Source organism: Dyella sp. SYSU CM1112, from assembly GCF_058216415.1.
The window spans coordinates 57,352-81,797 of the sequence record NZ_JBZEGI010000009.1 but is presented as its reverse complement, the minus strand read 5'-3'; the positions used below and the strand labels follow the sequence as shown (position 1 = coordinate 81,797).

General features: G+C 57.8%; 12 protein-coding genes and 1 riboswitch. Of the genes, 3 read left to right on the top strand and 9 right to left on the bottom strand.

Annotation, left to right across the window (positions count from 1 at the left end; all coding sequences use genetic code 11):
• Positions 1-107: 107 nt before the first annotated feature.
• From AC4HNJ_RS13765 to AC4HNJ_RS13745, 5 genes are all read right to left on the bottom strand, one after another.
• Positions 108-1,859 carry a ShlB/FhaC/HecB family hemolysin secretion/activation protein gene (locus tag AC4HNJ_RS13765; protein ID WP_490480159.1) on the bottom strand — a complete coding sequence of 584 codons (1,752 nt, stop codon included), beginning with the start codon at positions 1,857-1,859 and terminating at the stop codon, positions 108-110.
• The gene (locus AC4HNJ_RS13760; protein ID WP_490480158.1) at positions 1,856-12,469 is read right to left on the bottom strand and encodes a YDG domain-containing protein; all 10,614 of its coding nucleotides are present in this window, start codon (positions 12,467-12,469) and stop codon (positions 1,856-1,858) included. Before AC4HNJ_RS13760 ends, AC4HNJ_RS13765 begins: the two co-directional genes overlap by 4 nt.
• 502 nt (positions 12,470-12,971) lie before the next feature.
• A complete protein-coding gene (locus AC4HNJ_RS13755; RefSeq protein WP_490480157.1) occupies positions 12,972-13,667 on the bottom strand; it encodes a response regulator transcription factor in 696 nt (231 codons plus the stop codon).
• Between the two features lie 478 nt (positions 13,668-14,145).
• Positions 14,146-17,433: an ATP-binding protein gene (locus AC4HNJ_RS13750; protein ID WP_490480156.1), complete on the bottom strand. Its 3,288-nt coding sequence runs from the start codon at positions 17,431-17,433 to the stop codon at positions 14,146-14,148.
• Positions 17,434-17,437: 4 nt separating this feature from the next.
• The gene (locus tag AC4HNJ_RS13745) at positions 17,438-18,121 is read right to left on the bottom strand and encodes a response regulator (protein WP_490480155.1); all 684 of its coding nucleotides are present in this window, start codon (positions 18,119-18,121) and stop codon (positions 17,438-17,440) included.
• Positions 18,122-18,997: 876 nt separating this feature from the next.
• Between AC4HNJ_RS13745 and AC4HNJ_RS13740 the strand changes: the two genes are divergently transcribed.
• On the top strand, positions 18,998-19,327 hold the full coding sequence (locus AC4HNJ_RS13740; RefSeq protein ID WP_490480154.1) for a hypothetical protein: 330 nt from the start codon (positions 18,998-19,000) through the stop codon (positions 19,325-19,327).
• Positions 19,328-19,434: 107 nt separating this feature from the next.
• On the opposite strand, the gene AC4HNJ_RS13735 is transcribed toward AC4HNJ_RS13740, so the two are convergent.
• A complete protein-coding gene (locus AC4HNJ_RS13735; RefSeq protein ID WP_490480153.1) occupies positions 19,435-20,097 on the bottom strand; it encodes a DUF4232 domain-containing protein in 663 nt (220 codons plus the stop codon).
• Complete coding sequence (locus tag AC4HNJ_RS13730; RefSeq protein ID WP_490480152.1) at positions 20,094-20,693, bottom strand: DNA-3-methyladenine glycosylase; 600 nt, start codon at positions 20,691-20,693, stop codon at positions 20,094-20,096. The genes AC4HNJ_RS13735 and AC4HNJ_RS13730 overlap by 4 nt, the downstream gene beginning before the upstream one ends.
• Before the next feature lie 68 nt (positions 20,694-20,761).
• Positions 20,762-20,892, top strand: a riboswitch (TPP riboswitch).
• Positions 20,893-20,947: 55 nt separating this feature from the next.
• Here AC4HNJ_RS13730 and thiM point away from each other — a divergent pair.
• Together thiM and thiE are read left to right on the top strand one after the other, a co-directional pair.
• On the top strand, positions 20,948-21,757 hold the full coding sequence (thiM, locus tag AC4HNJ_RS13725; protein ID WP_490480151.1) for a hydroxyethylthiazole kinase: 810 nt from the start codon (positions 20,948-20,950) through the stop codon (positions 21,755-21,757).
• Positions 21,754-22,398, top strand: a complete 645-nt coding sequence (thiE, locus tag AC4HNJ_RS13720) for a thiamine phosphate synthase (protein WP_490480150.1) — start codon at positions 21,754-21,756, stop codon at positions 22,396-22,398. Before thiM ends, thiE begins: the two co-directional genes overlap by 4 nt.
• 274 nt (positions 22,399-22,672) lie before the next feature.
• Here thiE and AC4HNJ_RS13715 read toward each other — a convergent pair whose 3' ends face one another.
• A complete protein-coding gene (locus AC4HNJ_RS13715) occupies positions 22,673-22,900 on the bottom strand; it encodes a hypothetical protein (RefSeq protein WP_490480149.1) in 228 nt (75 codons plus the stop codon).
• Between the two features lie 27 nt (positions 22,901-22,927).
• Positions 22,928-24,445, bottom strand: a complete 1,518-nt coding sequence (locus tag AC4HNJ_RS13710) for a complex I subunit 5 family protein (protein WP_490480275.1) — start codon at positions 24,443-24,445, stop codon at positions 22,928-22,930.
• Position 24,446: the final 1 nt, after the last annotated feature.

Here is a 24,446-nt window from a genome sequence, read left to right as displayed (position 1 = left end):
CTGTGCTCTCTCCCTACCGTTGCAAGCAGTTCGTCGTGAACGCCACCGGCAGCAGTCAACTATTGACTGCTGCCGCTTTTTATTGCGCGGGACAGGCTCACCTACGGTCAATAGAAGCCTTTCTGTACCTGGAACCAGAAACGCGTTGCCGTACTCGCATGCGCTCCGATCAGCGCCGGCTTATTGCCGATAGGGCTGGCAATATTGGCACCGATCACCCATGCATGCGGTGCCGACCAATGCATGCCGATGCCAACACTGTTCAGACGCGCGCTATTGGGCCCTGGAAAGAAAGTGTCCTTATAAGCCTGGACTCGTCCGCTATCGACAAAGGCTGATGCCTGCCAGGGCCCTGGTAACTCGGAAATAGTGAAGTCGTGACGGAATTCGATCGTCGCCAGGGTGCCTTCCGCACCGGATACCACACCCACATCGTAACCACGCACCGTATTGGGACCGCCAAGGTAAAACTGCTCGGACGTGTCCAGGTTTTTGTTGGCCCGTTGCCCGGAGAATCCGAAGTACAACGCATTCGTGGGATTCAATTGCTGCAGGCGCGATACCGAATAATCGATCTTGCTGTAGCTTCCCGCGGTGCGTGCGCCGAAGTAATCGGAAAACAGGGTCTGGAAATTGTCCAGATAGAGGCGGCCGTAAGTTCCACTGATATTGAAGTTCGTAATACCTGTCCGGTCACGCTCGTCACCCGCCACTGTCAACACCAAGCTGTTGGAATGACGATGTGTTTCCAGTCCCACAAGGTCAATGTCGTCATACAGGCGCTTGTGATCGAATTCGAGCTGGGCGTAGAGATTGCCAGCCGTATTGCGGATGAAAGGCTGGGAAAGATTGATACTTTGCGTGGTGGCAGTGCCATGCGCGTGCAGGTCCGATAGACCGTTACCCAGGCGATACTCAAGTCCCGATGTGGCCAGCCCCAGCGTAGTGCCCTGCCCGTCCAGCAGATAGCGATAGCCCACATGGCCGTAACTCATGCCGGAACCGGAAGACACGCCGCTGAAATCCAACAAGTCGCCCTGATGGAACAAACCGTTGACGTCGAATGTTCCGCTCAAGCGCAGGCGGTCGGTATAGGCATTGCCATAATTGTCCAGGCCAAGTGTGCCGGTATAGCGTGGTGCGGAGGTGGCGTTGACGATGAGATCCGACGTGCCGACTTCCTCGCCAGGGCGCATTACCGAATTGACGATGGCTCCGGGAATATCCGAAAGCAGCAGCAAGCTGCGTTCCAGGCCGTATTCACTGATAGGCTGCCCGGACTGCAAGGGCGACAAGGCGGCATTGAGCGGATGATTGGCGACCGCACTCTGATTCTGCAGCGTGACTTTGCCGTAACGTGCCTCCACCACATCGATATGCACGACACCATTACGCAATGTCTGTGCCGGCACGTAGGCCGTCGATAGCGGATAGCCGTGACCGTGGTAGTAATCCGACACCTTTTCCGCCAAATCATCGAGATCATCGAGCGTCAGCTCATGGCCCTCAGACGAGGCGACCAGCGCATGCAAGTCCTTGGTCGGCAGCAAGGTATTGCCGGCAATGTCGATGGACCGCACATAGAACTTCGTTGTATCCGACGAATGAGCGGATTGCTGTTTCTGCACCGTCAAATCGAGATTCGACGAAGGCGGCTGCGTGGACGGCGGCTGCAACTGCTGCAGCAATTGCCCGCTATTCGTCTGAGGTACTGTGCCACGCGTTTGCGCATGGGCCGGTGACGCGCACAGAGCCAGCGACAGCGCCACGAAGATCAGAGAAAACCGGGGGACTGCCGAATGCAGAGCGCGATTCTCATTATCGTCAAGGTAGATGGACAACTTGTTAGTTTTGTTCATGGAGAAGCATCCGTGGGCAGGCGCACGCCGCCATTCTGAAATTGCAGCGACAGGCCAGAGCGGAAATCGGACCGTGTGCGATTACGTTCAATCGGACGGTGCCGCCGCTTCTGATTACCGGTGAATACGCCTACTGCATCCGTGTCCGATGATCCATAAGGCGTCGCGATGGCCTGTGGCTGCAGGCCACCCTGCAATTGTGCGATCCAACTGCCCTGCACCCCACTGCCTTCGAAGCCGATACTCGTGATGTCGGCCAACGTCGTGGTGGCGGGATCCTCGATGAAATAATCCGACGCATCGGTGCCCATCGCCGTAATGCCGCTGACAGTGACGGTCTTGTTGTTGCCTACATAAGGATCGGCGAAGTTTGCCGAGCCGTAGACGAAGCTCAACTGGTCGCCCGCCAACACGCCGGTGGCATTGAGTACCACCGCGTCGCCTGCCTGTCCGTTGTACATACGGTTGGTGCCGACGGCCGACACAACAATCGGACGCGGCGTTATATCGGCCACCAGGCCGGTGGGTTGGACCAGGATATAGTTGCCCGCATCGGCACCACTGATCGTCATGGCGGTCATGACCGACTTGTTGTTGCCGACATGCGCGTTATCGAACAGGCCCATCGTATCGTTATCGAGCGCCACTTCATCGTTGCCAAGCACGCCGCTGAGCGTCGAACCACTCAGCGCATCAAGCACTGTGCCGTCGTAGACGCGGTTGCTGGTTGTGGTTCCGACGACCGCCAACGTTGCCGGAGTGATCGTGACCCAATCCGTTCCGCCGATAAGCGTGTAGTTGCTGGCCAGGCCCGTACCGTCGCTCAACCCCAACGTTCCCACGTTCGCGAATGCACGCTGCGAACCCACGTTCTTGCTGGTGAGCACGCTTGCGCCACTGAGCTGCACGGTTTCACCATTCACACCGGTGAGCACGCCATGGTTGCCGAACAGGCTGGCGTCGGCATCGGTACTGGCGTCGTAGACACGCGTGCCGGTGAGGCTGAGCACATAAGGATTGATCGTTGCGCCAGTGGTCACCGTAGAGTTGAACGCGTAGTCGCCGGCATCTGCGCCCGTAGCCGTGATACCGGTTACCACAATCGGTACGTTAGAACCTGCATTAGGCGAGCTGAAGTTCGCCGCGCCATTGCTGAAGCTCACGTTGTCACCCGCCAACACTCCGGCACTACTCAACGTGACGCCAGCCGTGGTGTTGCCATCGTAGGTCTTATCGTGACCTGTGGCGCTGATCGCGATGGCAAGCGGCGTGACTACTACGTTGTCGACACCACCGACCAGTGTGTAGTTACTGGCCAGCCCTGTGCCGCTACTCAACGTCAGCGTACCCAGATTGCTGAACGACTGCGTGCCGACCTGCTTGCTGACGAGCACGCCCGAACCGCTGAGATCCACGGTTTCGCCGTTCACCCCAGTGAGCATGCCGCTGCTGCCGAACAGGCTGGCATCAGCATCGGTAGTAGCATCGTAGACGCGTGTCCCGCTTAGATTGAGTATATAGGGGGCGATATTGGCCGTAAGGCCCGTCGGCTGCTGCAAGATGTAGTTGCCGACATCGCCACCGGTGACGCTCATCGCCGTGCTTACCGCAACGCCATTGCCTGCATTCGGTGACGCGAACGTACCGGTCGTGTCGCCGCCCAGGGTCACGTTGTCGCCGGCAAACACGCCGTTGAGCGTGGCGCCGCTTAGCGAGGCCGAGGTCGTACCGTCGTAGGTTTTGTTCGCGGCTACCGTACCGCTGACGGTGAGTATGGCCGGGTTGATCGTCAACGAATCGGTGCCACCCTGCAGCGTGTAGTTGCTGGCTAGGGCCGAACCGTTGCCCGTCAGCGCCAACGTGTTGAGGGTGAAGTCCGTACCGGTGTAGGTGCCTACGTTCTTGCTCGACACCGTACCCGCACCACCCAGGGTGAGCGTTTCACCGTTCACCCCAGTGAGCACGCCATGGCTGCCGAACAGATCGGCATCGGCGGTACCGGTAGCGTCGTAGCTGCGTGTGCCGGTGAGGTTGAGCACGTAGGGAGTGATCGTGCCGCTAAGATTGTTCGGCTGTACGAGCACGTAGTTGCCGGCATCGCCACCATTGATGGTCATGCTGGTGCTAACGGCAATACCGTTGCCGACGTTGGGCGACGCGAATGTGCCGGCCGTATCGCTGCCCAGTGTCACGTTGTCGCCGGCAAATACGCCATTGAGCGTGGCGCCATTGAGCGCAGCTGTCGTGCTGCCGTCGTAAGCCCTGGTGTCAACGGTGGTGCCCGTCACCGTCAACGTGTACGGCGTGATCGTTAACGTATCGGTGCCACCTTGCAGCGTGTAATTGCTGGCCAGCGCCGAGCCGTTGCCGGTCAACGATAGCGTGTTGAGGGCGAAGTCCGTACCGGTATAAGTGCCTACGTTCTTGCTCGATGCCGTACCCGAACCACTCAGCGTGAGTGTTTCGCCGTTCACCCCAGTGAGCATGCCGCCGCTGCCGAACAGGCTGGCATCAGCATCGGTAGTAGCATCGTAGACGCGTGTCCCGCTTAGATTGAGTATATAGGGGGCGATATTGGCCGTAAGGCCCGTCGGCTGCTGCAAGATGTAGTTGCCGACATCGCCACCGGTGACGCTCATCGCCGTGCTTACCGCAACGCCATTGCCTGCATTCGGTGACGCGAACGTACCGGTCGTGTCGCCGCCCAGGGTCACGTTGTCGCCGGCAAACACGCCGTTGAGCGTGGCGCCGCTTAGCGAGGCCGAGGTCGTACCGTCGTAGGTTTTGTTCGCGGCTACCGTACCGCTGACGGTGAGTATGGCCGGGTTGATCGTCAACGAATCGGTGCCACCCTGCAGCGTGTAGTTGCTGGCTAGGGCCGAACCGTTGCCCGTCAGCGCCAACGTGTTGAGGGTGAAGTCCGTACCGGTGTAGGTGCCTACGTTCTTGCTCGACACCGTACCCGCACCACCCAGGGTGAGCGTTTCACCGTTCACCCCAGTGAGCACGCCATGGCTGCCGAACAGATCGGCATCGGCGGTACCGGTAGCGTCGTAGCTGCGTGTGCCGGTGAGGTTGAGCACGTAGGGAGTGATCGTGCCGCTAAGATTGTTCGGCTGTACGAGCACGTAGTTGCCGGCATCGCCACCATTGATGGTCATGCTGGTGCTAACGGCAATACCGTTGCCGACGTTGGGCGACGCGAATGTGCCGGCCGTATCGCTGCCCAGTGTCACGTTGTCGCCGGCAAATACGCCATTGAGCGTGGCGCCATTGAGCGCAGCTGTCGTGCTGCCGTCGTAAGCCCTGGTGTCAACGGTGGTGCCCGTCACCGTCAACGTGTACGGCGTGATCGTTAACGTATCGGTGCCACCTTGCAGCGTGTAATTGCTGGCCAGCGCCGAGCCGTTGCCGCTCAGCGATAGCGTGTTGAGGGTAAAGTCCGTGCCGGTGTAGGTGCCTACGTTCTTGCTCGACACCGTACCCGTACCACCCAGCGTGAGCGTTTCGCCATTCACCCCAGTGAGCACGCCGCTGCTGCCGAACAAGCTGGCATCAGCACCGGTAGTCGCGTCGTAGACGCGTGTCCCGCTTAGATTGAGCACGTAGGGCGTCACGACAACCGAATCGGTACCACCTTGCAAGGTGTAGTTACTGGACAGGCCCGAGCCGTTGCTCAATGACAATGTACCCAGCCCAGCAAACCCTTGCGTGCCCACATTCTTGCTGTTGAGCACGCCCGAACCGCTAAGATTCACCGTCTCTCCGTTGACGCCGGTAAGGACGCCATCGTTTCCAAACAGACTCGCAACAGCACCCGTAGTCGCGTCGTAGGCGCGTGTCCCGCTTAGATTGAGTACATAGGGCGTCACGACAACTGAGTCGGTACCACCTTGCAAGGTGTAGTTACTGGACAGGCCCGAGCCGTTGCTCAATGACAATGTCCCCAGCCCAGCGAACCCTTGCGTGCCCACATTCTTGCTGTTCAGCACGCCCGAACCGCTGAGATTCACCGTCTCTCCGTTCACCCCGGTGAGCACGCCATTATTGCCAAACAGACTGGCAATGGCGCCGGTGGTGGCGTCGTATACACGCGTTCCACCAAGGCTGAGCACGTAGGGAGTGATTGTCAGCGTGTCAGTACCGCCCTGCAGCGTGTAGTTGCTCGCCAACGCCGAACCGTTGCCGGCCAGCGCCAGTGTGTTGAGCGCGAAGTTCGTACTGGTATAGCTACCAACGTTCTTGCTCGATACCGTACCCGTACCGCTCAACGTCAGCGTTTCGCCATTCACGCCAGTGAGCACACCATCGCTGCCGAACAACATGGCGGCCGCACCGGTGGTGGCGTCATACACACGCGTGCCGCTGAGGTTGAGCACGTAAGGCGTGACATTGGCCGTCGTGGTCGTCGTGGTGTTGTTGAGCGTGTAGTTGCCGGCACTCGCACCGCTCAGGCTGATGCCGATTACCGTGACGGTCTTGCCGTTGGCGACATTCGGGTCGGCAAATGTCGCAGAAGTGTCGTTGATGGTGACATTGTCGCCGGCCAGTGTGCCGGCCAGCGTCACCGCATCATTGTCCGTACCGTCGTATTCGCGGTTGGTGCCCGTCGCCGTGACCGTGATCGCCAGCGGCGTAATGTTGGCCGTGATGCCGCTGGGCTGTTGCAGGATGTAGTTACCCGCATCGCCACCACCGATGGTCATGCTGGTGCCGACCGCGATGCCGTTGCCGACGTTCTTGGTCGCAAAGGTGCCACTACTGTCGTTGCCCAGCGTCACGTTGTCGCCGGAAAACACGCCATTCAGCACAGAACCGCTCAACGACGCGGCCGCGGTGCCGTCGTAGATCTTGTCGGCGGCTACCGTGCCGGAAACAGTGAGCGTCGCCGGCGTGATCGTCAGCGTATCGGTACCGCCCTCCAGCGTGTAGTTGCTGGCCAACGCCGAACCGTTGCCGGTCAGCGCCAGCGTGTTGAGCGCGAAGTTACCGCCGGTATAGCTGCCAACGTTCTTGCTCGATACCGTACCCGTACCGCTCAACGTCAGCGTTTCGCCATCCACGCCAGTGAGCATTCCATCGCTGCCGAACAATGTGGCGGCCGCACCGGTGGTGGCGTCATACACACGCGTGCCGCTGAGGTTGAGCACGTAAGGCGTGACATTGGCCGTCGTGGTCGTCGTGGTGTTGTTGAGCGTGTAGTTGCCGGCACTCGCACCGCTCAGGCTGATGCCGATTACCGTGACGGTCTTGCCGTTGGCGACATTCGGGTCGGCAAATGTCGCAGAAGTGTCGTTGATGGTGACATTGTCGCCGGCCAGTGTGCCGGCCAGCGTCACCGCATCATTGTCCGTACCGTCGTATTCGCGGTTGGTGCCCGTCGCCGTGACCGTGATCGCCAGCGGCGTAATGTTGGCCGTGATGCCGCTGGGCTGTTGCAGGATGTAGTTACCCGCATCGCCACCACCGATGGTCATGCTGGTGCCGACCGCGATGCCGTTGCCGACGTTCTTGGTCGCAAAGGTGCCGCTACTGTCGTTGCCCAGCGTCACGTTGTCGCCGGAAAACACGCCATTCAGCACAGAACCGTTCAACGACGCGGCCGTGGTGCCGTCGTAGATCTTGTCGACGGCTACCGTGCCGGAAACAGTGAGCGTCGCCGGCGTGATCGTCAGCGTATCGGTACCGCCCTGCAGCGTGTAGTTGCTGGCCAACGCCGAACCGTTGCCGGTCAGCGCCAGCGTGTTGAGCGCGAAGTTCGTACCGGTATAGCTGCCAACGTTCTTGCTCGATACCGTACCCGTACCGCTCAGCGTGAGCTGGTCACCATTGAGCCCGGTGAGCACACCACTGTTACCGAACAACGCTGCGGCGGCATCGGTGTTCGCGTCATACACGCGCATACCGGTGAGATTGAGCACGTAGGGGGTAATGACACCGTTATTGCCCGACGCCGACGCTGGCAGGATGTAGTTGGAAAGCAGCGTACCGCTGTCGGCCACGAAATCCGAGGTCACCAGCGTGGACTGTACGCCTAGGCCCGTGCCCGCATTGGGCGTAACGTAATTGGCGGTAGCCGACTGTGGAATCGAGGCCCCCTGCCCGCTCACAAAGCCGGTCAAGGTGTAATCGGAAGCAGTGAGCGTGGCCGAATTGGTACCGTCGTAGACCTTGGTCGGACTGCCGGTGATCGTCGCCGTGAGTTGCCGCGGGGTGATACTGGCTGACAAACCGGAGGGCTGCACCACCGTATAGTCGCCGGCCTGCGCGCCACTAAGCGTAAAACCGCCAGCCGTGACGGCCAGGTCACTGCCGACGTTTGCCGTGATGAACGTGCCGCCCGCTCCGGATGAAGCAAGAGTCACGTTATCGCTGCCCAATACGCCGTTGAGTACCGCACTGCCCGTATCGAGCGTATCGCTGGTCGAACCGTCGTAAATTTTGTCAGTGGCCGTGACGCCGCTGATGGTGAGCGCCTTGGGCGTGATATCAGCGGCGAGCCCGATGATCGACTGCAGTGTGTAATTGGTGGCTGCGCTGCCGGAAATGGAGAAGCCGTTTGCCGTCACCGCAATGCCACTGCCGACGTCCGATTGTGCAAACGTGCCGGACGTAGAAGTCGTCAGCGTGACCTTGCCGACATCTGACGCGACCAGGCCGGACAGCCCTGCGGCAGCCACATTGAGCGTATCGTCCGCCGTCGTGTCGTAGATCTTGTTCGAGGCATACACGCCGGTGATGTAAAGCGGTGCCGGCGTAATGTTCCCGAAACCAGCAGCGCTGGTAGCCAATGTGTAATTGGACAACAGCGTGCCGCTGTTGGCGGTGTAGTTATTCGCCGTCAGCGTGCCGCTGATCGCGATATTGTTGTTCGCATTCGCCGTCGCATAGTTGAACGATGCGGTCGGCGTAACCGTGGCGCCTTCGCCGCTGACGAAACCATTGATCTGGAAGTTGGACGAATCCAGCTGAGCGACCGTACTGCCGTCGTAGACCTTGTTGAGGTTGCCGATCAGGCTGACTGTCAGCGGCGCGGGTGTAATGCTTCCGGTCGTGAAGATGTAGGTGGGAAAGGTGTAATTGCTCGCGCTACCGCTGGTGAAGGTGAAGTCCGAGCTATTCAGCGTGACTTCGAACGGCTGATTGTTGGCAACGTTCTTGCTGGCGAAGTAACCGGTGATGTTCGCGTTGACGTGCGCGGCGTCCCCATTCTGGAAACCGGTCAATACAAAGTCTTGCGTATAGGTCTGACCGCCGTCCGTCGAAACATTGAGCAGATAGGTATCAGTGCCGTCATAGACCTTGGTGATGGTCTTGTTCAAGCTGGCGACAAGACTGCCCGCTAGCGGCGCGGGGGTGATGGTACCGAAGCCGGTCGCCAGCGTGGGCAATACATAATTCGACAACAGTGTTCCGTTGCCGACAGTGAAATCGCCGCTGCTCAATGCGGCGCTCACGCCCTCTATGCCAGCGTTGGCCGAAGCGTAGTTGCCCGAGATCGACGTATTGGCCAGCGAAATGCTGTCGCCACCGATCAGCCCGTACAGTACGAAATTGTTGTCGGCAAGCGTGGCCGTGGTAGTGCCGTCGTAGACCTTGCTGGGATTGTTGACGATCGCCGCCGTAAGCTGAGCCGGATCAATCGTGCCCGTGCCTGTCACCGTGCTATTGAAACTGTAGTTGGAAAGCTTGGTGCCGGCGTTGGGCGTGAAATCCGAAGGCTGTAGCGTTGCGGTTACGCCGATACCGTCACCTGCGTTGGCGGATGCATAAGTTGCCGGGCTCTGTGAGACCACGGCTCCCTCACTGCCCGCAAATCCGGTAAGAGTGAAATCGCCTTGGGTCAGCGTAGCGGCATCGGTGCCGTCATAGATTTTGGTCGGGCTGCCGTTGAACGAAATGGTCAACGGCCGCGGTGTGATATTGCCCGTGAGCCCGGTTGGCTCCGTTACCGTGTAATTGCCGGCTGCCGTGCCCGTCAGCGCCAGGCCGCTTGCCGTGACGGCCAGGTTGCTGCCGACATCCGACTGACTGAATGTACCTGTGGCCGAACCGGTAAGCAGTGAAACGTCATCGCTACCTACCACGCCATTGAGCGTGGCACTACCCAGGTTCAAGTTGTCGACTGTCGTGCCGTCGTACACCTTGTCGTTTGCGGTCACCCCACTGACGGTAAGCGCTTTGCGGTCGATGTCCGCAGTGAGATTGGTCGGCGCAATCAACTGGTAGTCGCTTGCCTTGGTGCCGCTAAGCGTAAAACCGCTGACGTTCACCACGATATTGCTGCCGGCATTGGCGCTGGCGAACGTGCCGATGCCATTCGAGGAATCCAGTGCGACGTCACTGGAGTCCTGCGAAATCACGCCATAAATACTGGCGTTGCTGAGGTTTAGCGTCGCCGCCGTCGTACCGTCGTAGACTTTGCCGTTCGCCAGCAAGCCACTGAGCAGCACAGGTGCAGGTGTGATGGTGCCCATGCCCGTGGCAGAAGCGGGCAGGATGTAGTTGGCAAGATCGGTACCGGAGTTGGCAACGAAATTGGTAAGGGTGAATGTCGCATTGACCGCTTGCGAACCGGCATCCACGCCTGCATAAGCAACAGAGCTGGGCTGATTCACCGTAGCCCCCTGCCCCGTTACGAAACCATCGAGCTGGTAATTCGATGAATTCAGCGTGGCGGTCGTCGTACCGTCGTAAACCTTGGTGGGATCGCCAATGATCGTCGCTGCCAGCTGCTTCTGCAGAATCGTGCCGATATACGCTGTCGCCGAGCCCGACAAGGCATAGCCGTATACGGGAATGCCAGCCGAATTGATCAGGTTGAAACCAGAGATTGCCCCCGGTGTGGTCACGGCCAAATTCGAGCCCGCATTCGCCGATCCATAGGTACCGGTAGCCGAGGCAATAGCATCGCCATCGATCAAGCCACTGGTGATGAAGTTGGAAGCAGCGAGTGACGCACTGTTAGTGCCGTCATAGGTTTTCGATACGGTGCCGGTAAGGCCGGAAATCGTCAGCGTGGGTGCCACGCTATACAGAAATCCGTTACCTGATGTTGCCGCCGCTGTCTGGTACGGGGCGTCGTACTGGATGAAATCAGGCGTGAGGCCACCCGTAGTATCCAGGGTGGGATTACTGGAATAGATCAGCCAGTTGGCGCTGCCCGCATTCACCGCTGCGCTGCCGGCGTTGTTGACGAAATTGGCGGCCGTCGCGAGTGTGATGCCGCCGCCACCGGTGATCGAAGCACCGCTGGCAATCGTCAGGTTGGCGCCGCTGGCATCCATGACCACTTTGCCTGCGCTACCGCCGTTGACTGGCTGATTGACATTGATCCCGTGGTACGCCTGCAAGGTCAGGGTGGCGCTGCTGTTCCAGCTCACTGCGGCGTCGACATTGATGTCGCCTTCGCCAGAACTCTGCGTACCTACGCCAGTTGCCCCCGTCGACGTGGTTTGTTCGGTAACGTTGGTGCCGCCATTGAGCGTGTCGGAGATGGTGGTGGCGGCGCTACTGTCGATCGTGAGGTCGGTGGGATCCACCAGCCAAGTACCCGCCTGTCCGCGTGGTGCGGCGGCGGTAATGTGTGCATCGCCTGCCAAATTGAAGTTGGCTGCGGAGGTTTCGATGGAGCCGCCGTTACCACCATTGGGCGCACTCGCATCGAGGGTGCCGCCGACATTTACCTGCCCGGCTTCCATGCCTCCCAGCAACGTGATGGTGCCGTTGTGGTTCTGCACGGTCTGTGCCTGGATGCGACCGGTATTGTTCACCACACTGGCGAGCAGCGCGTCTTTCGCACCGGCGGTCATGATGACGCGGCCACCATCGGCGACGATCAACTGGCGATTTTCCGCCAGGTTGTTCAGCGTGCTCTGATCGACTTGCAAATGTACAAGCTGGCTGCCGGTGAACGTGAGTGTGACCGCGCTTCCGCCACCCAGCGCTACCGTTCCAAGCTGCGCGGTAATCGTTCCCTGATTGGAAACCTGGTTGCCAAGCAAAGCCACGTAGCCACCATTGGCAGCGTTGATCGTGCCGCGGTTGACGACGCTGCCTTTACCTGCGCCACTGAAGCGCCGACTGTTCGAATCAAGTGTGCTGTCGTCGAAATCCAGCGTAGAAGCGACGAGACCGCCGACGTTCACTTGGGCATCCGGGCCGAACAAAATGCCGCTCGGATTGATCAGCCACACTTGGCCATTGGCATTGAGATGCCCATAAATCTCGCTGGGAGTGGCGCTGAAGATCCGGTTGACGGCAATCGCATCACTGCCAGGCTGCAGAAAGTTCACTGTCTGATCCGGCGCAACGTTGAAACTTTGCCAGTTCAACGACAGCGTCTTGCTGTTTTGCAGGATCGTTGTGGTGTTGCCAATCTGCTGGATCTGCCCGGAACCCGCCACGACCTGGCCACCGACCGGACCACCGCTGGCATGCGCCAGACCTGTCATGCCAAGGGCCGCTGCCAGCAACGACAGCACCGCAAAACGTCGACCGATCGTATGTGTGCGCGAAGCGGTGTCGCGGAGGATGGAAAAACCTTGATCCGAAGTGACGAGATGTCGGCAGGTAGGGGGGCTCCCGCACGAATGGCGCATCGAACTCATGGTGCAATACCTGATCGTAAGTTTTAGGGATGATCGGTCTCAACACACGTATGCCTGTGTGCTGGCCGCCTCGCGCATCCGCGAATGCAAAGCGCAACACCCTGTTCCAGCCGGGATCAAGCGCCTACTTCAGCCCAATAAGGCCGCAAGCAAGCACTGGCTCCCATGCCAGTTCATGACGTGTGATTTATCGACAGGCGACCCTGATTGGATTCGCCCCAGATCTCGCACAGATTCCCGATTCGTCCTCGAATCGGAGATATGCAGCGACATCCCCCCTGTTCCCTAGGCCTTCAATAACAAGTTTCTTGCCATAAGCGAGACAGTGTGCCCATTTTCGCAGAGCAAAAGATGCGATTGTTTACGTCGCGTGGCCTTCGTGGCCTAAGCACCCTCTCGACAAGCGCACTGTAAATAGTTGACTCGCGCCTCACAATCTCCAAAACTAACCAATACTTGCATTTTCTTGCGCGCTGTAGACCCCGTGCGTGCTTTGACGCGTTCAATTGAGGGTCAACGTATAGCCAACCCCTCTTACGGCGATCAGGGGAAGTTCTCTACCGGCTTTCCTTGTGACCTTATTTCTCAAACGATGGATCAGCATCTCCAAACGTGCGGGGTCGAATCCGGGCACGACCGCAGCAATTTCGTCAATGAGAGCGGCGCGCGAAGTCGGCTCAGGCGCGGAAGCAGCCAGGCGATTCATCAATAGCCGCTCGGTCCTCGACAATGGGATTACGGCACCTCCAGGCGCAAGCAGCTGCCAGCCCCCTGCCTCCAAACGCCATCCCGTAGACGCCAGCTTTACTGACGTTGCGGTTCCTACTCGCCTGCTTAGGCTGTGCAATGAGGCAGCCAGTACTTCTATATCAACCGGCTTGACGAGATAAACGTCTGCGCCTTCGATCAAGCCGCGCACGCGGTCAGCGGTCGAGTTCAGACTGGAGAGCACCGTGATGCCGATATCCGATTGAGCACGGAGGTGTCCAATGATCTTGAACCCATCCTCGTCCGGTAGTGCAATATCCAAAACAACCAAACGAAAGCGTTTGACAGCAAAAAGACGGTAAAACTCTCCTGCGTTACCGACCCCTTCTGCATTGAAACCAAATGTCTTGAGTCCTGGCACCAAGATCTCGTCTCGCAATTGGGCATCATCTTCCACTATCAGGACGTTGCCCTTTCCACTTTCTGCCATGCCTTTCCCCTGCTCCAGACACTCTCTGAGCGTCGGTTTTTGCAGCTCATCCAGAACCCTACTGCCGATTCCAGACCTTCAAAGCCACGGGAGGTTAAGACCTAAAAGTCATAAAAGTCTATGTGCAACCGTGCATAGAAAACGACTAAACCCGCCTTGGCTAAAACGATGCACCGCCTCCCCGTAAGAAAGCCAGGGTTACCTGACACATCTACTGGCATTCGGATCAGCAACTCACACCGGATGACCATGATACGCAGCGGTGCCAGATTTCCAGCATGTTCGACAACGACACATTGTCGAAAAGATCGCTCGCAGACAACGCTGATTCAATCACAAAAGATTGAAGCTATCGAAAGAGCATTCAGCAGTTTTGCGCACGGCTTCAGCGTGCTTGCTGCGTTTCATGACCCACAGCATGCATGGCGTGCCGGAAAGTACCAGCAAGCGCCTGTTCGGGCCTTTGTTCGAATAGTTCCTAGACGCAAGCTGTCAATGTAACGATAGCCTGCTCAAGCGGCTTCAGATCGACTTCATGCATGCGCTCATCGTCAAGCGCAGCCTGGATGATCTGGGCCTCAGAGGCCACATCTGAGAGCTTGAACCATCTTGCAATGCCTAGAATGCGATGAATAGCGTGCCACGCCTGCGGTCGTGCTTGACGACGCAATGCTTCACGCGCCACATCAAGTTCATGCGCCACGTCTTCCAGAATTCGCTCTCGCAGTTTGGGCCACTCCTCGGCAGGAATACCTTCCGGGGGCTGTATGGCCGACGTCACCGACGCTGGACTGGTAAACACGCGTGTAACTAACGTCCGAAGCTGATCGAGGTCGACGGGCTTGACCAACACCTCGTTCGCCCCTGCCTCCAGGCAGGCTTGGCGCTGGCGTTCCATGGCATTGGCTGTCAGCGCAACGACATAAGCGTTCGTACCGGTAACCGCTTCCTTGTCACGTATGTGGCGAATCAAGGTCTCGCCATCCATCACCGGCATTGCGCAATCGGTGATAACCAGCTTATGTGACTGCTTTTCATAGGCTTGCCAAGCCTCCAAGCCATTGATGGCAACATCAAATTGCTCAACTCCCAACAATTTGAGCTGACGAATCAGCAGTTCGCGATTTATCGCCTGGTCTTCAACCAGAAGGATGGATTTATCAGCAATCGGCAACTTGACCGGCACAGCCGGCTCTACGACGGGAATCACCATGGACTCATGGTCAGCTGCCTGCTCCACAGCGGTGTTTGTGCCCTCGGGCATTGCATGAATGTCTACAGGCAAGGTCAATCCAATATCAATGCTCGTTCCTTTCCCGAGCGCACTACGCAGCTGAATATCGCCGCTCATGGCCTTGATGAGGCGTTTACAGATAGCCAGTCCCAGCCCCGTTCCTCCCTGATGCCTCATTCCTACCTGGACAAAAGGTTCAAACAGGCGGGTCTGTTCCGCCTCATCGATGCCGACACCGGTGTCGCGCACCGTCATGGACAAGCGCTGGGTTTGTGTGACCGCATCAACGGGCAACGCCTCAACGACAATACCGATGCAGCCTTCATCGGTGAACTTGAGCGAATTGCCCACGAGATTCAATAGCACTTGCGCGATGCGCTGCCCGTCGCCCACGTATCCAGGCGCTATCAACGAGCTGACAAACACATCAAAGCGCAGGCCCTTCCGCTTCATTTCCGGCGCAAACAAACCCATCACCTCCTCGACAACCGTTCTTAGTGAAAACGGACGGTTTTCGATCGTCAGGTGGCCTGACTGGCTTTTCGAGAAATCCAGAACGTCATTCAAAATACGTAGCAAGGTACGCGCCGCTCCGCGAGCCATATCGAGCAGATGTCGGTCCTCCGCATGCATGCGCGACCGGTCCATCAAATCCAGTACACCGATCACCCCGCTCATGGGCGTACGGATCTCATGGCTCATCGTGGCCAGAAATACATCCTTTACCCGTACAGCTTGCTCCGCATCCTGTTTCGCACGCGCCAAGGATTCCGTTTGCATTTTCAGCTGAGTGACATCCGTGAGGTAGCCGGAGTAGATACAACCGCCATGCGTATTCTGATGGCACACCGCTTCCAGCCGCACCCAAACGCTACGGCCATCTTGCAAATCCAAGATCAGCTCCTGCTCGATAGGAGCATTGGACCTTCGGGAGCGCAACAAGGCACGCCATAACTGCCGGTGTGCCTGTGAAGAAACCATGGCAAGCCATCTTTCCGGCGCCGCCATCAGCTCCTCTTGTGACAGGCCGATAAGCTTTTCCGCATAATTGCTGATGAAAACAGGGCTAAAACCCCGACCGGTGCTATATCTGACCTGAAAGAGCATGGCCGGGAGCACCTGCGTCAACTCCATCAATTGACGCTTCAAGGCACGCTGTTCGCGCTCCATAGCACGCAGCTCGGAAACATCCACGAGAATACCCAGAAGCGCCCGGGGGCGACGCCTTTCTTCGGCAACCATTTGCAACCAATAAATGACATCATGCGTATCGCCCGAGTTAGAGCGATATTGCAATTCACCCTGGACCAGCTTGCCAGTGGATAGCACCTCCCTGGTGATAATCTCAAGCTGGTCATTGCTTGCAACGTGTTTCGGGTGAACGTCACTCGCCTTTTTACCTAGCAGCGTTTCGGCCTTGCGCCCTACGATTTTTTCGAATGCCGGGTTGACGGAAATGTAGCGTCCATGAAGGTCTTTTACGAACACGGGAATCGGAGCGGTTGCCATCAGCGACTGTTGAAACTGGATCTGGAACCGCAGTTCCTGTTCAGTCCAATGGCGTCGGCGTATTTCCTTGCGCAAGTAAACAATAATGAGGCTGAGGACAATGATGGAAATCAGCACCACAATGCTGATGGGAGTAAGCACTCTCCACAGTGTCCGACGTGGAACACCGTACTCTAGCGAAGCAGAAAGCCATGTGTTCTGAATGCGTTCCCGGTCTTCCTCCGGAATCGCCTTGAGGACGCGATCCATCAAAATACGCAGGGGCTCATACGCTGGCGCCACGCCAAAGGTCAGTGATTGGCTGTAACCGGTGGCACCCGAGACTTGCAGAACGCCAGCATAATGCTGCTCTATCAGGCGCGCTGCTACCCCAAGGTTGCCGATGAAGGCATCGGTCTTGCCACCGGCGACCAGGTGCAAGCCCTCTTCCACGGAGTCCACCTCGATACGGTGAAACGCCACCAAGCTGCTCAATCCCGGTGCGACACCCACACCACTATCCCTCACCATCGCCACATTCAACCCGTCAAGATCACGAATGTCCCTCACGGTTCGCCCATCTTTGCGAGTGACGATGACTTCGGGATAATCGATGTAAGGCTGAGTCGCCAAAAACGGGGTTGTCAGCTGATTGCTCTGCGACATGGCCGCCAGCACGTCAACTTGGCCGCTATTGGCCAGACGTACGGCGTCGCTCCAGGATTTGCTTGGTACACGCTCGATCCTGAGGTGAAGAGTCTGCACGATGTACTTCAGATAGTCTGCCGAAATGCCGTCCAACCTACCGCTAGCATTGACGAATGCATAAGGCGGCCAAGTGGAATCAAAACCGAGTCGCAAGACAGGCAGCCCGGCGAGATAAGCACGCTCTTGATCCGTGAGTGGTACATGCAGATCGTAATTTTGCCCCCTAAGTTTATCGGGAGATTGCGCACGCGCTGGCGTTGTACAGGGCAACAGTGCTATGCATAACAATAAGGCACGCGCTATCCGTAAGCCGAAGGCCACTCCCTTACAGGGCATTTTTTCATTCCTCCGCGGAGCCCGCACTATCGTCTAGATCGATACGCCGGCAGTACTCCAGTAACGCCTGGTTGGTGGGCAATCCTAGCTTGACCTGAGCACTGCGCTTATGCCTGCTGACCGTTTTGCGGCTTCGATTAAGGCGGTCGGAGATTTGCTGTGATGTAAGCCCTTCATAGGCGAACAAGCGCAGCACTTCAATTTCTGCTTCAGTCAGCTTCGACTCGCGTCCGGTTTTGATTTCAACCTCACGGCTCGTCAACAAGGTACGCAAAGAAGGACTTACATACTTACGCCCCATGCTCACCCCACGCAGGGCAAACCCGAGTTCGCTCACGTTACCCTCTTTTTCGATCAGCCCCATCACGCCCCTGCGCAGCAAGGTGCCTAAAACGCCGGCATTGCGTAGTGCGGTAATGACTACAATCGGAATGTCCGGATGCAGGCGCATCAGCCTTTCGATCAAATACAGCCCGTCACGACTATGATCGTCAGGCATCGAAAAGTCGGTCACGACAATGTCGCAAGGCGTGTTCGCCAACACGCTGAAAAGTTCCATGGGCGACCCCGCTTCGCCAACCACCCTGGCGATGCGATTGGACTCCAATGCCATGCGAATGCCGTAGCGAATAATAGGATGGTCATCCGCTAGCACAATATGCGGGATGGCACTTTGTTCGTTGCTCATTGCGTCCCCTCTACACCTCTAGCCTCAATCCCGATAAGGATGGCGCAAATTGCAACCGAGGGTGTGACGCCCATGAGGACTCCTGATCTGACGGGCTCTTGCCTCTTTTTCACGAGATCTTCACATCCCAACTGGTCGAGGTCAACGAATCCCAACCAGCGCAATATTCATAAAGTCCCTGGTGATTTCAAGCCGAATGTGAAAGCAGCCCACATCATTGCCTTCTTGCTGCTCCCAGACCGGGAAATATTCCGAAGAACCAGCTCTGCCTGACAACAGGACAGGAACTCATTGCAAGGTGCGCAAAACTACCGTCAGCATAGGAAGTCGCGATAACTTACAAACCTACCCTCACCATTCAGCGTGAATGGGCGTGACCTCAGCAAGAGATCGTGCCACCCGATGCATCAAAATGCGTTGCATCACAGCCAAAGTGACCGTCCACTTCTCGCAACGTTGCGAGTCTTCGCACGCCTCATGGAACTGTGCAATCGCCTCCTCATAAACCCTATTTTGCACGAATTTACTCAAAATTTTAGGAGATTTGTCTCAAACATGAGGCCACCTAATCATAAATAAAACATTAATTACTTTAAATTCAATTTATCAATAAATAAAATTTCAAATAACAGAAACTAATAATGAAAATTACACAAACACTTCGTTATAGGCACATACTTTTTATAAGACTACGTCAGACTGACAAGCCAAGTTCAGTCATCACACGAATTATAAGATCTACACCGGCGGGTGATTCTTTACCGCACGAAGCCGCCCCTTACAACAAGTTCTGCACAAAGGTTTCACCCACCATTGATCCGTCCATGCGCAACGTCCGATCGCCTTGCTTGTGCATTTCCAGGATCAGTTACAAAAATGTCGAAGGCTCCAGACAGCCAGACAAAGGAAGATAGACCTCATTCCGGGCAGCTTTCCACGATTTTTCAGGGTGGACTACTGTTTCTTGGAATCATGGCTTGCATGTACGCGGCAAGAGAAGTCGTGCTTCCTATCGTGCTGCCATTTTTCCTCAAGCTGCTGGTTCAGCCTGGCATGAAATTAATGAAACATCTGCGCATCCCACGCCTCTTTGCGGCCTTGCTGGCCATGGCATTGCTGCTAGGCTGCGTCGTTGGCCTGGTATTCCCGGCGCCATTCTGGCGGTCCCTTTATGGGCGATCACCAAGATCATCTGCGACCGCGTAGGTCCACTTGCAGCCTTGGGACATTTCATCCAGGGCGACCGGCACCTTCTGCAGCCGTGACATTGCGATGATGACGGTCGCCCCCAAGCCAGCGATAAACCCTACGCTTCAACTACGCTTGGAAGATACGCCCTTCCCAGCCACATCATTATGCGGGACCAATAATGTGGCCTTGTAAGTCGGCCCCTTGTCCTGCGGTCCACACAGCTGACCATGGAAAGTCGTCCATATCGACTTCCCGTCCACCACCACGGCGACATAGGCAGGCTGGACGCAACGTCCCGGGTCATAGACATCCTGGGAAACCCAGCGTACTTCACTGGATACCGTCTCATGCGGCAACAGTTTGATCGGCAAGATGACCGGCCCAGGATGCATGCCGGGCGGAGACCGAAATGCAGCGGGCAACGTTTGATGATACATATCCTGAAAACTCAGCTCAGGACGGGCCGGCAGCGTGCAAGCACTCGAGCTACTGTTCTGCAAGATCAGAAACATCCCCGACTGAGACATACCATCGAAATACCCATGGCCATCATCCACGCGAAGGCGAACCTGATCAGCCTGACAAGAGGGAGCCGTTTGCGATAGCACAGGAAAAGCCACAACACGCGGCGCAATCACTACAGCGGCCAGTACCCATATCGCTTTCAAATACGAACGCAGCATATCCCTTCTCCTTATGAAAGCATCACGTTCAAAAAATCCATCCATCGATTGGAGCCAAGCATACAAGGCATTGGTTTTTGAGTCTCTTGAACCATACGTCATTTCCGCGACACGTATGCGTTATCAGTGACATACCAACGCCACGGGTAATCGGCTGCCTTGGTGATACCTATGCGCGTGGTTTGAACCGGATGATCCGGGGGATCAATCCCATCGTCTGCCAGCCAATAAGTTCGTGCCGCCACGAGATCGACTCCATCCTGCTGCTTGGTGATGCTCATGGCCTGCGTGAGGCAGGCGGGTCCATTGCATAACTGGCGGTCACTTTTGGCCAGCGGTCGTGCTGCCTTCATGAGGTCCAAGCCCGCCAGCGGCTGCAAGGCGCGGATCAAGATCGCAGTACCCGCTCCTTCTGGTCCGCAAACGGCATTGCTGCACCAATGCATGCCATAAGTGAAATACACATACATATGCCCGGGCGGACCAAACATCACGGCATTACGCGCCGTCTTGCCCCGATAAGAGTGAGCGGCGGGATCATCCCCACCATGGTAAGCCTCGACTTCAACGATGCGCCCGGCACGACCATCGCCACACACCATCACCTTGTTCAATAACTCCGGTGCTACCTGCAGGGAATCGCGATCATAGAAAGATCGGGGCAGCACACGGGCTTTTCGCGTCGCTACAGGAGTCATAGTCGCATCATAGTAAGGCAAGAACCGACAGTATCGATTTGACAACACCTCGCAGCTCGGCCAACCTCTGTGTTCACCTGGGGTGCCCCGGCAAGGGGCTGAGATTCTGCTGGCGCACAGGCGATATACCGTGCCGCGCAGTGACCCATTGAACCTGATCCAGTTCGTGCTGGCGTAGGGATGGTGCAAGCATGGTGATACGCATGCTCATCGTTCGGCGACGGCTGACACGGGTCTTCTCCCGGAAACCCACCATGACTACCGCCACTCTCCTGTGCCACGGCAAACTGCTTGAGCAAATACGCCGCGAACCGCCTCTCGTCCAATGCATCACCAATTTCGTCGCCATGAACTTTGCCGCCAACGTCTTGCTGGCGGCAGGTGCCTCGCCTGCCATGGTGCACGCACCCGAGGAAGCCGGTGAATTTGCCAGGCTCGCGAGTGCCGTTACGATCAATATCGGTACGCTTTCAGTGCATTGGCTGGACGGCATGCGTCATGCGGCCAAGGCCGCCAACGAAAGCAGCAAACCGTGGGTGCTTGATCCGGTAGCGCATTTTGCTACGGCATTCCGCCGACAGGCGATCGAAGATCTGCTTGCACTCCGTCCCACGGTAATTCGCGGCAATGCTTCGGAAATCATGGCGCTCGCCGGCAGTGCAAGTTCTGGGCGTGGTGTGGACAGTGGCGATAGCGTCGCGCATGCAGAAAGCTCTGCCGTTGCCCTTGCCCAGCGGGCACAAGCCGTAGTCGCCGTCACGGGCGCGATCGATTTTGTCACCGATGGGCAACGTGCCATGCATATCGCGGGAGGATCGGCCCTCATGCCCCAAGTCACCGCCATGGGCTGCGCGCTTACCTGTTTGATCGGTGCCTACGTCGCCATGGCACCGGCATCACCCATGGCCGCCACCGTATGTGCACTGGCCAGTTTTGCCGTAGCAGGGTCGCAGGCCGCACTACATTCCGCAGGCCCAGGTTCGTTCGCCTGGCGCTTTATCGATGCCCTTGCGGCGCTGGACGCAGAGACGCTGCAGTCGCAGGCCCAGGTCACACTCGTATGAAGAAACCCTTCGACCTCTCTCTTTACCTGGTGCTCGATCCCGATCTTTGCCAACAACATTCCATGCTGGAAACAGCGCGTGAAGCGGTTGCTGGCGGCGTCACCATGGTGCAAGTACGTCACAAGCAAGCATCCACCGCCGAACGCGTCGCCCTTGCACGTGCCATCAAGGAAACGCTGCAAGACACATCGGCCATTGTCGTTATGAACGACGATATCGATGCAGCCATCGAAGCTGATGTTGATGCAGTGCACATCGGCCAACGTGATACAGCATCTTCCCTGGCTCGTGCTCGCATAGGACCTGACATGATCCTCGGGGTGTCGGTCAATTCAGAACAGGCCGCGCATGCGATCGACCCTGCCATCGTCGACTATGTCGGTATCGGTCCCGTGTTCGCTACGCCGACCAAACCTGATCACGAACAACCGATCGGTTGGGATGGACTCGCTCGCATTGTCACGGCAAGTCCTGTTCCCGCAGTCGCCATCGGAGGCTTGAAAAGCCGGCACGTCGCCCAGGCCATTGCTGCCGGTGCGGATGGAATTGCCGTGGTATCCGCCATCTGCGGCATGCCTGATCCACGGCAAGAAGCACAAACTCTATGGAACTGCATCGTCGCAAGCCGCACAGGCCGCTAAGCGGAGGGTTCATCTCATGCGGCTTGTCACGTGGAGCCTCCGCACCCCCATTTCGCCTGCATGTTGTTCTTGACGACGCGCAACCAGCATACCCACTCAAAATGGGCGCACCTGCTACGGGAACCGCAAATATGCGATAAAGGACGTGCCGGGAAGTCAGGCGCCGGGGAGGGGCCCCTCCTCAACATGGATGACCGATGCCCGACCGGGCCGCCCCTCAAGGCGGCTCGTTTCTTTTGCGGCTATCGGCGTGCGCCTTCCCTGCCTGCGCAGCCTACCGCAAGTGTATCGCAACGATGCCAACCGTCAGCATCGCCAGGCCCGCCGCCAGCCACGCCACCTGATCGCCTACTCGCCCTGCATGCAAGGTACGCAATGTCTTGATCGTGATATGCAGCGGCCACAGCAAGCGCTGCTTCAACAGCTTCACGGCAAAGAGCTGCGTGCCTGCGATGAGGACAGCCAGACCGACCGCCATCCATCCCGATAATTTGCCGCTCATCGCCACAGCCGGAATGACTGGCGTCGCTTAGGCGTGGCCGCCATCGAGGACAGACCATGCCGGCATATGCACAAAGGTGGCAGCAGCAACACGCACCATGCGTTCCAGCGGAATCGGCGCCACCACATCCACGACGACCAGCACCGCCAACGGCACCAGCATCAGCACCAATGGACGATCGCCGCGTTCGGATTCGTCCGCATCCGCTGCCTTCTCTTCCGGCAATTCCCCCTTGCCGAGAAAAATGCGTACCGCTGCGCGCAATACAGCTCCACCGGTAGTTGCCGACGAAATGACGATGATGGCTCCCAACCATCCATCACCCGAAATTTTTCCGGCACCCTCCACCGCTTCAGCCCCCGCCGCCATCACACCTACGGGCAAGCCTGCGAGGCAAAGCGCAGCGACGACAAATAAGCTCGCCAACACCACCCGGAAACGCGCACGTCCATAAAGCTCAAACTCATCGACGCTATCCAGCATGGCGGCCAGCACGCCCGCTCCCATGAACAACGCGGCCTTCACCATCCCGTGACCCAGCATGTAAAGCAGCCATCCGGCGGCACCGTGTACCGTGATCAGGCTCAGCGCTGCCAGCATCACGCCGACGTGGCTAACCGTGGAATAGGCGAGCAAGCGCTTGAGATGCGTCTGCTGCAACGCCATGAAGCCGCCCACCACGGCCGTTACCGCCCCCAGCGGCACCAGCAACAGATGTGCAAGCGCCATGACGGGCGGCACGCCCGCGAAAACAATCGTCATCAACCGGCCTAGGCCAAACAAACCAGCCGGCACCATGACACCCGAAAAAATCACCGAGACCGGCGATGGCGCCACCGCATGTGCATCCGGCAACCAGAAATGGAACGGCACGCTAGCCGCCTTGATCAGCATGGCCGCCGCCATCAGTACGAACGAGGCACAGGCGAGCACATCATTGTGGCGTTCTGCCAACACCTTTCCTACCAACGCCATATCCAAGGCGCCCGTGGCCGCATAGGCCAGCCCCACGCCAGCCATCATCAAGAAGCTGCCGAGCGTATTGACCACGGTAAAGTTGAGCGCTCCCTCAAGCGCCGCATCTTCCAGGTGATATCCCGTAAGCGCGAAAGCAATCACGCTCATCGTTTCAAACCACACGAAGATATTGAAAAGATCATGCGTCAGGCAGAAACCGATCAAGGCCGAGCAAAACATCAGCATCAGTGCATGAAAATGTGCACGCACCTCCTCGAAATAATGCCAGGCGAACAGGAAGGTCAGCGCAAACAATCCTGCGATGAACGCGCCTGCGCCCGCCCCCGCGCTGTCGACCACGAAGCTGATGCCGAGCACCGGACCATGCGTCGGCGCCCATCCGCCATACCAGTAAACGAGCGGCGCGCCGACTGCTGCGTGCGCCAAGAACATGCACTCCGCACTTACTGCCGCCGTCACAAGCATGGCCCATAGATCCACCCAGCGGCGCGGTACGGTCTTTTCCAACAGCAAAGCCATAGAAGCCGCCAGCAGCGGCACCACTACCGGCAGCGGTATCCAGCGCACC